The sequence below is a fragment of the Streptomyces sp. NPDC055140 genome (genome assembly GCF_053607285.1).
In genome coordinates this window covers 1-10366 of sequence record NZ_JBSGTG010000067.1, presented here as the reverse complement: position 1 = coordinate 10366, position 10366 = coordinate 1, and the positions used below count along the sequence as shown (strand labels likewise).

12 protein-coding genes and 1 pseudogene are annotated in these 10366 nt (G+C 71.7%); all 13 read right to left on the bottom strand.

Going from position 1 to position 10366, the window contains the following annotated elements; translation table 11 throughout:
- Nucleotides 1-520: 520 nt before the first annotated feature.
- The gene (locus ACWFR4_RS46190; protein WP_453657676.1) at nt 521-1042 is read right to left on the bottom strand and encodes a hypothetical protein; all 522 of its coding nucleotides are present in this window, start codon (nt 1040-1042) and stop codon (nt 521-523) included.
- Nucleotides 1043-1297: 255 nt separating this feature from the next.
- Nucleotides 1298-1864 carry a hypothetical protein gene (locus tag ACWFR4_RS46185; RefSeq protein WP_453657674.1) on the bottom strand — a complete coding sequence of 189 codons (567 nt, stop codon included), beginning with the start codon at nt 1862-1864 and terminating at the stop codon, nt 1298-1300.
- A gap of 444 nt (nt 1865-2308) precedes the next feature.
- A complete protein-coding gene (locus ACWFR4_RS46180) occupies nt 2309-2593 on the bottom strand; it encodes a hypothetical protein (protein ID WP_453657672.1) in 285 nt (94 codons plus the stop codon).
- A 243-nt stretch (nt 2594-2836) separates the two neighbouring features.
- Nucleotides 2837-3406, bottom strand: a complete 570-nt coding sequence (locus ACWFR4_RS46175) for a hypothetical protein (protein WP_453657670.1) — start codon at nt 3404-3406, stop codon at nt 2837-2839.
- A 94-nt stretch (nt 3407-3500) separates the two neighbouring features.
- A complete protein-coding gene (locus tag ACWFR4_RS46170) occupies nt 3501-3824 on the bottom strand; it encodes a hypothetical protein (RefSeq protein WP_453657668.1) in 324 nt (107 codons plus the stop codon).
- A 360-nt stretch (nt 3825-4184) separates the two neighbouring features.
- The gene (locus ACWFR4_RS46165) at nt 4185-5477 is read right to left on the bottom strand and encodes a hypothetical protein (protein ID WP_453657666.1); all 1293 of its coding nucleotides are present in this window, start codon (nt 5475-5477) and stop codon (nt 4185-4187) included.
- A 513-nt stretch (nt 5478-5990) separates the two neighbouring features.
- Nucleotides 5991-6380: a hypothetical protein gene (locus tag ACWFR4_RS46160; RefSeq protein WP_453657664.1), complete on the bottom strand. Its 390-nt coding sequence runs from the start codon at nt 6378-6380 to the stop codon at nt 5991-5993.
- A 293-nt stretch (nt 6381-6673) separates the two neighbouring features.
- Nucleotides 6674-6973, bottom strand: coding sequence for a hypothetical protein (locus tag ACWFR4_RS46155; RefSeq protein ID WP_453657662.1), 300 nt, complete (start codon nt 6971-6973; stop codon nt 6674-6676).
- A 280-nt stretch (nt 6974-7253) separates the two neighbouring features.
- A complete protein-coding gene (locus ACWFR4_RS46150) occupies nt 7254-7703 on the bottom strand; it encodes a hypothetical protein (RefSeq protein ID WP_453657660.1) in 450 nt (149 codons plus the stop codon).
- Nucleotides 7704-8226: 523 nt separating this feature from the next.
- Nucleotides 8227-8616 (bottom strand): hypothetical protein, encoded by a 390-nt coding sequence (locus ACWFR4_RS46145; protein WP_453657658.1) that lies wholly within the window; start codon nt 8614-8616, stop codon nt 8227-8229.
- Between the two features lie 422 nt (nt 8617-9038).
- On the bottom strand, nt 9039-9359 hold the full coding sequence (locus tag ACWFR4_RS46140; RefSeq protein WP_453657656.1) for a hypothetical protein: 321 nt from the start codon (nt 9357-9359) through the stop codon (nt 9039-9041).
- A gap of 169 nt (nt 9360-9528) precedes the next feature.
- The gene (locus ACWFR4_RS46135; RefSeq protein ID WP_453657654.1) at nt 9529-9951 is read right to left on the bottom strand and encodes a hypothetical protein; all 423 of its coding nucleotides are present in this window, start codon (nt 9949-9951) and stop codon (nt 9529-9531) included.
- A gap of 218 nt (nt 9952-10169) precedes the next feature.
- Nucleotides 10170-10366, bottom strand: a pseudogene (locus ACWFR4_RS46130) (hypothetical protein); the annotation flags it as partial.

The following is a 10366-nucleotide window of genomic DNA, read 5'->3' as shown; positions in this document are numbered from 1 at the left end:
GGAGAGCGGCGATCCCGGTCGTGAGCATCTGCGCGGTGGACGCCCGGCCGAACACCTTCAGCACGCTCGCCATGACCATGGCGCCGATCGGGAGGGCCGCCAGCAGATTGATCCAGATCATGAAATGAAAGCTCCTTCGATACAGGGGCGGGTGGAGTCCGCATGCCGGGGCCGACCGGCCCGGCCCGGATACGGCGCACTATGGGACGGCAGACAGCAAGCAGCACAAGCACCACGGGGCGCGGGCAGGCGGCCGACCGACGACAGGCGACAGGCGACAGGCGACAGGCGACAGGCGACAGGCGACAGGCGACAGGCGACGGGCGACGGGCGAGGCAACCGTTGGCGTGGCCCTGGGGCCGTGGATGTTCATCAAGAACCGACCGCCGTCCAGGGCGCGGGGCAGCGCCCGGCAGTAGGGGGCCCGGCGCGTGCGGCGGTGGAGTGGGGCCGGTGGTCAGCGAGACCGCCCCCAACACCGCCCGAGGCCGAGGGGGAGGGCCGAGGCGGCGCCCGCGGGTCAGGCGGTGGTGCCGGGTGTCGTGTGGCTGCCTGCGGGGAGGCTGCCGGAGGCCACGCGCGCGTCGAGCGCGTCCTGGGCCCGGATGAAGTCAGCGCACTGCTGGGCTGCCTTCTCGGGAGTGTGGGCGGTTGCGACGTGCACATTCGTCCAGGTGTCCATCACGAGGTGCGGAGGCCCGAACAGGCTGCCGAGATCGCTGTCGTCGTGGACGACGGTGTAGCGAGGGCCGGTGCGGTCGGCGGGGATCTCTGCGAAGAACACCATGTACGCGTCGGCAGGGAGCGTGACGGCCAGGCCGGCGGCAGCCAGTTCCCGGGCGAGTTCGAGGCGCTTGGCTTCCTGCTCGGGGGTATCGGCGGCGATCTTCTCCTTGAGGTCCCATACGGCGATCGGCCTGCCGGAGCGGGCCAGGATGAGCCATCCGTCCTGCGTGCCGGGGATGTGCTGGGGAAAGCGGGCTGCGAGGGCCGCATCCGCCCGCTCGACGGCGGCGACATGCTGTTGCGGAAGGTAGAGCACGGCAGGCTCCCTAGATCGGGGTGGTGGGCGGGGAACACCGTGCGGGAGACGCAGGCAAGGCAGGCAAGCCGCAGCACTCCTGCCACGGTGGCGGGTGATGCGGGATCCGGTTGAGTACCCGAAAGGTGACGGGGCCTGCGCCGGTCGGTGCGGCGTGGCGGGGGCGGCGGGGGAACACGGGTCGGCTCCCGGGCGCTGCGTGGTTGCAGCGTCCAGGAGCCGGATGGCCGGGGGCCGTGTTTCATGCGGAGTTGGTCAGAACGGCGGTTCGTTGCTGTAGCCGCCGGTGGGACCGGGGGTGTCGTAAAACTCGTCGTGGTTGTCTGCCGTGCGGCGGCGCGTGGAGCGGCAGCGCAGCCGGTCGAGGGTGCGGACGGGCCACAGGGGAAGGTACTTGAAGAAGACGCGGCGGGTGGGGCACGTCGGGCAGCGTGTACTCGTGTCGTCGGCGGGTTCCTGACTGGTGCGTTCCCACCACGGGAGAAAGCCGCTGCCGTGGCAGTGACGGCAGGAGTGCTTCCCGCCGCGCGGGCCCCGGGACAAGGCCAGGCTCTTGAGGCTGGGGTTGTAGAGGACCTCGAAGTATCCGAGGCGCCACACCCATTGGGTCGAGTCGTCGGGATCGTCGTAGGGGTGGGCAGGTTCAGCGAGCAGCGCCGCGAGGAGCAGGCCCGTCAGGCTGCTGAGGAGGGCGACGACGTACCAGGCTTCTTCCTGCCAGATCGCCGCGACGGTCGCCGCGATCACCACGCCGGTGGCAGCCCTCAGCCGGGTCTTTCGGCTCCACAGGCCCAGTACCCACACGAATGCGGTGTAGGCCACAACAGCGAACAGTGCGACAACAAAAGAGTGGACCATGACAGATAACTCCCGTGGGCAGTAGGCGGGTGAGGGGTGAGGGTGGGGCGGCCGGTCCGTGACCGGTGAACGCACACTGACCTGGTGCAGGGCAAGCACCGCAACGGCACGGCCACCCCTGGCACCCCGGTGACACGGGCGGCGGGGGTGTGGCCCGACCCCTGGGACGCCTGCGCCGGGGGCGGGCCCTGCAGGGCAGCTCAGCCGTTCAGGAACGGGCGGTGGCCTGGCCGGGGGTGACCTCGCAAGCACCGACCGCTGGTACCACGGCAGGGACGACGGTCTTCGACGACGTGGACTCCGGCTGCTGCGGCGGCTGCGGCTGCGGCTGCGGCTGCGGCTGCGGCGGCAGGATGCGGAAACGGTGCGGAGCTCCGGGCGGGGCCCGCAGGGGGTGGGTAGCCGGGGTCAGCGGCGCCGTCTCCTGGACCGGCGGCTGAGGCGGCCGTGTTCGCCGTTGAGGGCTCGCTCGCGGCTGGAGACGGTGAACTGCCGGGTGGACAGGTCGAAGACCACCCACGGGGCGTCAGTGCGAGCAGCGGTGGAGGCGTAGGGCTGGGGCTGCCAGTTGTTGCGCGTCCCGTACAGGTCGTGGAAGTGGGGGAACTGCCGGGCGTCGATGAGGGCGTTCAGGGCGTCTGCGAGGTTCTGCCACAGGTCGCCGGTGTCGGTGGTGGTCGGGGTGGTGGCCATGATGATGCTCCGCTTCTCGAAGGGGACGGGCGGGGGCCCGGCGAAGGTGGGGCGGGCGGCGAGGTACTCACCGCTCGCCTCGGGCTTGGGCTGTACGCCGACCCTGACCAGCAGTGAGGCAACAGCCGCAACCTGGTTGGGCAGGAGGCCGGTGGTGCGCGGGCGGAGTCAGTCCGCCTGAGGGGCGTAGCTGTGCGGGCATGGCGCGGCGCGTGCGGTCACCGCTCCCGGCCGTATGCGTGGTCAGCGAGCGTTGAAGACCTGGTGACCGTTGACCGTGATGTGCAGGGGCACGGTCTCCTCGGCGCTGATCAGGTCGCTCGGGATGTCGCCGGTGTCCAGGTGGACGGACACGACGATCTGCCCGCGCTCCGGGTCGACGTACGTTTGCACGGTGGCTCCTGCTACGCGGATAGCTGGGGTGTTGGCGTCCTCGTCGAGGCGCGCGGCGCGGTTCAGCTCGCGGGCACGCTCCACGGGGACGGTGACGAAGCCGGCGAACCATCGTGCTGTTGCCTCGGCGGCCTCTGTCACGTCCGTGGTCAGCGGCGCCTCGCCGGTGCCGCTAAAGATGTCTTCCAGCGCCTCGAAGTCGGCACCGCCGTCGTGGCGGTAGGCCACAGCGGCGATGGGCGCGCGTTCCGGGGCTCGCTCGTTCATGGGGGCGTACGCGCCGATGAGCACGTGTACGCCTTTCCGTGCCTCGTCGGCGGTGACGGTCCGGGGGTGGGCTATGACCCCGTCGTCGTCGACGAAACCGGCCAGGCCCTGGATACGGAGAGCGGCGAGCACAAGTTCGGCAAGGGTGGTCATGGCGTGCCTTCCAAGGGGGTGCAGGAGATGCGCGGGGAGGGTGCCGGGGCACGGCGCGGCGCGGCGCGTGCCCCGGCCTGCGGAGGGGTGGCGCTCAGCGCGGCATGTCGGGCCCGGTGCACGTGCACGCCGCGCGTCGGGCGAGCAGCGTGCCGATCTCGGCCCAGGCACGGTCACGCTCGCTCGTGAGCTCCGCGTGTCGGGCGGTGCGCTCCTGCGGCCGGGGCGCCCAGTAGCGGACCGCAGCACGGCTGTTCATGTCGCGCAGTGCGTTGTCCGCCTTCAACTGGGCCCGCTCGGCGCGGTAGATGTCGCGCGCGGCGATCCACGCGTCACAGGTCGGGGCCACAAAGTCCTGCATCCAGGAGCGGCGGCACTCCGGGTAGAGGGGGCGCTCGGCGACGGCGACGACGGTCATGGTGGTCTCCTGTGGGCGTGTGCGGCGAGTGAGGGTGGGGCCGGGACACAGATGCCGCGCCCCGGGCGGTGAGGGACCAGGCCGGTCAGATCACGTCGGTGACGTCGGCGAGCTCCTCGGCTTTCCCGATGGCGGAAGGCGCAGCGGGAGCGGTGGGCGTCTCCTCGGCCGGCTGCTCCGGGGCGGGAATGCTCACCGCTCCCCCGAGGCCGGTGGTCTGTACCGTGCCGCGGCGGCCGGCAAGACACACAACCCCGGACAGCGAAGCGGCGAGCCGCGGCCGGGCTGCGGCCCCCGACTCCCGCACAGACGGCACGCATTCAAGGACCGCGTGCAGGGGCGGGCGCCGCAGGCAGGTGGTCAACTGGCGGGGTGGCCACTGGAGTACGGGGTGAGCGCGTCCTCGGCCGGGGTGTTCTTGTGCCAGGGGCGGCTGTGGGTCTCCCAGCGGTTTTCGTCGGGGTTCCGTCGCTGGACGCGGATGCCGCGCACGCCGTTGGCGTGGTCGGTGTAGCTGGTCAGGGAGCGGAAGGTGACGCCTTGGTCGTTGGCGGCCTGGTGCTGGGCCTTGCGGGCCGCTGCGTATACCTCGTCCTCGGTGAGGTAGGGGGCTTCCCGGTGGAGGCCGGGACCCGTCAGGACGATGCGCCAGGGGGCATGGCGGAGCGTGGTGTAGGGGGTGGGTACGTGCGTGTTCGCGGTGTTGCAGGCGGCAATCCATTGCTGGGCCTGCTTCTGGAGCCAGGCCAGGAGGGTGCCGGTGGCCTGCTCACGCGGGTGGAGCAGGAACGTGGAGTCGTCCAGTGTGGCGAGCCGGGGGTTGTCGGGGCTGGTGACGTGCACGGCTTTCCCGCCGCGCCACACGAAGTTGAAGCGGGTGCCGTCGGCGGTGGCGTCCTGGTACGTCCACGCTGCCCGGTCAGTGATCGGCCGTTCTGCGATACCGGCGTTGCGCCACGGCCCGGGGCCGCCTGGAGCGTTCCATACGTCACGCGCGGTGGTGCTGATCCAGGTGTGCCAGGCGCCCGTGATGCTGTCGGCCTTGGCCTGGGTCGGCAGGCTGCGAGTCGTCCAGGCGACGATCTCGTCATGCGCACGGTCGCCGTGGCGGACCGGGTCCGGTGCCCCCTGCTGGGGCGTGCAGATGCCCTCTTGTTCCAGAACGCCGGTGGTCCAGCCGTCGACGCGGCGGGTCAGCCAGGTGGTGGTGACGTCGGCGGGGGTGCGGTCGTTTGCCCACAGGTCGATGACCGGGCGCCAGTCCTCGCTGTCAGCGGGGGTCGCTTCGATGGCCGCGCCGCCCTGGTAGCGGACGCGCACCTTGCCGCCGAACACGTCCCAGGCCCATGGGTGCTGGGCGAAGTCGCGGCCGGTGTTGATCTCCCGGCCCTCCCACCAGGCGCCACACGCGTCGCGCAGTGCTTGGGGAGTGAAGGGCAGCAGGACGACGTCCAGGCCGGTGCGGTGAGGCGGGCGCTGGTCGGTGGGCAGGAGGTCGCTGCGCCACATGTCGGGCTCGCGGATGTCGATCCGGTCGGGGTAGACGCCCCAGGACGGGACCGTGTTCCCGGGGCGGATCGTGATCTGGGTGCCGCCGTCCCAGGTGAACGTGAGGTCGGCGCGGGCATGGTGGTAGGTCAAAGTCGCGGGCACAGGGGGTTTCCTTCTCGGCCAGAGGGATCAATGGGGATGGGTCCGGGGTCCGGCTCCGGGGGGCGGGTTGAGCGGTCACCGCTCCCCCGGGCCGGTGGTCAGTACCGTGACGCGGCGGCCGGCAACAGACGCAACCCTGAGTGGCACCGCCCGACCCGCGGCCGAGCTGCGGCCCCCGACTCCCGTGCGGACGGTGGGCGTTCGGGGGTGATCGGCGGGTAGACCTCGGCGCCGGTGACGGCACGTGACGCCTTCCGGTGCGGTCGAGGGGCACGGGGTGTTATCGACTGGCTCACCGTGGGGGCCGGGCGGGCTGGGAGCCGCATCAGGCCCGCGGGCGGTGTGGCGGGCCGGGTCGGGGTGGCCCGGGCTCTGCGCGGCCCCGGAGGCTGCGGGCCGGGGGGTGCGGGCCGGGAGTGCGAAACGGCTGCGGCCCGCCCCGATGCGGGGCGGGCCGTCGGCGCGGGCGCTCTGTCTTGCTGTGTCCCGGTGCGGAGGAAGGGGGGCGGGCTGTCAGCCCATCGTGAGGCGGCACCGGAGTCGGTCGAGGCCCGTGGCGTTGCGCAGACGGCGGTCCCGGGCGGCCTTGCAGGCCCTCTCACGGCGGTGCCTGGTGTAGGGGCGGTCCAGCTCGCGGGTGATGGACGTGCCGTTGGCTTCGGCGCGGGCGGCCTGCCGGACGGTTACGTATGCCTCGGCGACCTCGTCGAAGATGAGCCGGGCGACCCGGGGAGGGCAGTCGTTCAGGAGGGGCTCCGCGTCAGGGCCGTCCTCCTCGAACGCCGTGATCGCGGTGTCGACGAACCGGCGATGTGCGGGGTTCGAGCACTGGTCGGCCGTCTGCCGCAGCCCTTCGAGGATGTCGGGGCCTTCCAGAACGAAGCCACTACGGGTGACGCGCATGCGGGCCTCCACGGTGCATGGGCCGACAAGTCGGCCGGTGTTGGGGTGGGCCGGACACTGCGAGGGGCTGAGCAGCCTTCGCCTCGGGGCCGGGTGAACACCACCATGCCCGGTCGCACAGCAACGCCCGCAACCCCCGACGCCGCCGTACACAGATGGCGGCACCGGGGGTTGGTGAGCCGAGGCGGGAGTGTCTTGCGCCGGTCAGTGCGTGGCGGGTTCCGTCGGCGTGTCGCCGGTCGGTGCGGTGAGGGCGGCGGGGATGCGGGTCCACCTGGCGAGGTCGTTCTCGCTCAGAGCGGCGGAGTACTAGTCGGCGCCGGGGGCGTTGCTGCGCAGGAAGCCGAAGGCGCGCGGGCCAGCGCCGGGCCGGGGGTGGGTGGCATTGTGTCGCACTGGAAGGTGTGCGCCTGCTCGGGAGCCTTGTAGGGGTCTCCGTCGTAGTAGCGGGCGCCGGGCACGAAGAAGTCGACGGGCGTGGTGTCGGGGGTGTCCTCGATGCGGGCGGTGACGGTCGCGGGGCGCGGGCGGGGCGTGGTCAGGGTCGGTCTCCTGCTGTGTGTGGGCCGGTAGAGGTGGGGCCGGTCGCTCACAGCGCACGAGAGGGGGTTCGTGGCGGGCGTTTCCGGCTGATGTGACTGTCGTACGGGGCCGGGTTAGCCCCACAAGCCCCAGGTGGAGCCCGCCCGACAGACCCGGGCGCCGGGCGACGAGCGACAGTCGGGGAAGCGGCGGCGGGCCCCGGGACCGCGCGCGCCGGCTGGGGGCGGCCTGGCGTCGACGGGGCAAGACGCGGGGGCGTGGCCGGTGAACGCGGGCGCCTGGGCCGCTACTGCAGACCAGGACGCGGGCGTCGGCTGTCGCGGGGCTCAGTCAGTCACGGACGATGCGGGTCTTCAGGCCGTAGCCGGACTCGTGGTGGCACTCGCGGGTACGGGCCGCTTCGAGGAGGGCGTCGTCGATCACGAAGCTCTGCCAGACGCAGATCTCGGCGAGATAGCGGTCGAGTTCGCGGGCGGTGAAGCTACGGGGCCAGCCGAACTCGCCCTTGTGGCTGTAGGTGAAGGTCGCGGCCGGGTCGATGCCGTACTTCAGGACGCCGTCATGGATGGTCACCTCGTCACCGTGCGCGGCCTGGGGGAACTCGGCCGGGTGGATGGTGCGGCCGCAGCCTTCGTAGCCGCCGGATCGGGTGCACACCAAGGTGGTGCTGTCGGGGGCGGGTCGGTAGTGGGTGAACAGTCCGCAGCAGCGGATGAGGACCCAGTGACGGTCAACGGTGCTGACGCCGACGCTGGTGCTGGTGTTCGCGGTGTGGGGCATGGACGTCCCTGCTGTGTGTGGGCCGGTTGAGGGGTGGCCGGGCCGCGCGGGGCGGGAATGGGGGGTCCGCATCCATCGCGCGGCCAGGCCGGGGCCGGTCGCACAGCGCACGAGAGGGGGTTCGTGGCGGGCGTTCCCGGCTGATGTGACTGTCGTACGGGGCCGGGTTAGCCCCACAACCTATTGCCCCACGGCCCCGGCGGCCGTCGGAGGCCGGAACACGGCCGTCTTGTGGGACTGCGGGGTGCGGCGGTGGCACACGCCCCTCTGGACCGCTCAGCCCCTCTCGGGGCGCTGTTGGCGGCGGGGCGTACACGGGTGGGCGCTCACTGGCTTACCTCCTACCTCCTCGCGGGTCGCGGTTGCATCGCCCGGCCATACCCATCCCCCGTCGTCGAGGGTGCGGTGCAGCCTCTCCCGCTTGGGCTTGTCGGCGTTGTGGTCCTTGGACCTCTGGCAGGTCACATGGCGCCCCCCGGGCGTCTGACTCACCGCGAAGCAGCGGGCATGCGCGCTCATCGGCTCACCGCCTCGTCTCGCCGAGCGTCGGCGCCTGCTTGACGTCGATGTCAGCGAGCAGCTCGACCAGCCTGGCGACCTGCCTGCGCGCGTCGCTCACGGCCGCGTCGAGGACGTGGTCGAGGGCCTCGCGCATGTGGTGCGGCTCGGTGATGTCGGCGCCGTGCTCGGCGCTCGACAGCTCGCGGGAGTCCAGCGTGACCGTACCGACGATCACCACGTCGTTCGTGCTGGGCTCGGTGCCCAGGTAGTACGCGCCGTCCTCGGCCGTTGCGGGGCGCACGAGGACATTGACCGTGAACCCCTTGTGCTGGAACCGGGCGCGGCACTGGAGGTCCCAGTGCCAGCCGGGGTCGAGGCCGGGGCTCGGGTGGATCTGCTGCAACTCGCTCATGATCAAGCCTCCTGGGGCTTGTCGAGGCCGAGGGTGGCCAGGTGCGTGAGGATCTCGGCGTATTCGGTGGCCGGGCGGCTGCCGGGCCGGTGTGGCCCCGAGCGTGGAGCGGGGAAGGCCAAGGTCGGCAAGGCACCGGCCGACGGGGGTCACGACGGTGGTCACGGTGGAACTCCCGTCAGGGCGCGGCTGGTTGACGGGGTGAGGGTGCGGTGGCCCGCGGCTGGCAGGCAATGCACACCCAAAAGGGGCCCGCCCCGCCACGCTGGTGGCGGTACGGGCCCGGGGGCGGGGCGGCGGGGTGGTCAGGTGGCGGGCTGGTTGAGGAGGACACGGCCGTTACGGACGAGCAGGAGGCAGCCGTTCAGGAGGGGTTCGGCTCCCGGATCTCGCAGAAGGCCCGCACCGTCTTGAGCGGACCCTCAGACGCGGGCGGGCTGCGGTGCGGGGGTGTTCGCGACCGGTTCGGCGGGGTCCGCCTGCCAACCAGGCATGTGCATTCGGCCGCGTGTGATCACTTCGTGTGGGACGCGCGAGTACGGGCCGTCGTAGGACGGTTTGACCTCGGGCTTCCCGCAGCCAGCACCGAGGCAGGTCCGACAGTGTCCCGTGCGTACACGGGCGCTGACACGAACGAGCCAGCCATTCTCGTAGACGTTGACCGGGGCGTACGAGCGGTCGGGCCACAGGGTGGTCATGATCCTGCCGCTGTAGGTGCTCACGCACCATCGGGTCGCGGTCATTGGGTGGCCTCCTGCTGTGTGGCTGACGGGGTGGACAGTGCGCGGAACTTCGGATGCGCGCACTGTGGAACGGCCGCCGGAAAGCCGCGCAAGTGGTGACGGGCGGCGGCCCGGGTCCCGGGCGCGCGTGACGAAGGCCGGGGCGCAGCGGATCGGCGGGCCTTTGGCCTTACTTCGTGCGGGATTTGAGGACGGTGGGGGCGTTGCGTACGGCTTGCCGGGCCATGTCTCGGACCATGTGGATGCCGAGGACATCGGCGACCCGACGCACGGTGGCGTCCCTGAACAGGGCCAGTTCCGGCCAGTCAGCCTTCGCGGCGGCGAGCTGCTCGTCCGTGAGGCGGTCGAGGGTCCATGCCGACGGGGCGCCGCTGTCGATGATGCCTCGCTTGGTCATCTCTGCGTCGATCGCGTCGAAGTACTCCACGATCTTCACAGCCATGTCGTCGCGGTCCTCCATGAGCTGGATGTCCCAGGCGATCCCCTTACCCCTCCGTTCGTCGGAGAGGTGTCGGGCGAGGCTGGCCTTCCACTCCGCGATGGTCGCGCGCAGGTCGGCGAGGGCAGCGTTCAGGTCGGGCTTCTCGTACACGGCGGGTCCTTGTCGTCCGGGTCGGTGCCCGTCCCCTGCTGCCGGTACAGGGCAGCAGGGGACGGGCGGCGGGGGTGATGGGCGTTGAGATGCCGCCCCCAGGGCCCGCCGACCATGGCGGGGCTGGGGCCAAGGGCCGCAACCTCTGCCGGCTCGGCCAGTGTCGGGGCGCGCGAAACGGCTCCGGCACCGCGAGCGCGGAACCGGGGTGGCGTCGGTCAGACGGGGCGAGCCGGTTCCTGCTCTTCCTCGCGCTTGACGGACTCGACGCGCAGCTCGACGGTCTTGCTGCCGGTCTCCTCACCGTCCAGGAGGTAGCGCTCCTCAGCATCCTGGAGGGATGCGGCGGTCAGGGTAAAGGTGATCTTCTCGGTGCGGAACACGGTCACTTCGTAGGAGTTCCTCGGGCCCGGGC

Excerpts from the sequence above, each read along its gene's own strand:
- ACWFR4_RS46145 (WP_453657658.1), bottom strand. The coding sequence starts at position 8,616 with ATGAGCGAGTTGCAGCAGATCCACCCGAGCCCCGGCCTCGACCCCGGC.
- ACWFR4_RS46170 (WP_453657668.1), bottom strand. The coding sequence starts at position 3,824 with ATGACCGTCGTCGCCGTCGCCGAGCGCCCCCTCTACCCGGAGTGCCGC.
- ACWFR4_RS46175 (WP_453657670.1), bottom strand. The coding sequence starts at position 3,406 with ATGACCACCCTTGCCGAACTTGTGCTCGCCGCTCTCCGTATCCAGGGC.
- ACWFR4_RS46150 (WP_453657660.1), bottom strand. The coding sequence starts at position 7,703 with ATGCCCCACACCGCGAACACCAGCACCAGCGTCGGCGTCAGCACCGTT.
- ACWFR4_RS46140 (WP_453657656.1), bottom strand. The coding sequence starts at position 9,359 with ATGACCGCGACCCGATGGTGCGTGAGCACCTACAGCGGCAGGATCATG.
- ACWFR4_RS46160 (WP_453657664.1), bottom strand. The coding sequence starts at position 6,380 with ATGCGCGTCACCCGTAGTGGCTTCGTTCTGGAAGGCCCCGACATCCTC.
- ACWFR4_RS46180 (WP_453657672.1), bottom strand. The coding sequence starts at position 2,593 with ATGGCCACCACCCCGACCACCACCGACACCGGCGACCTGTGGCAGAAC.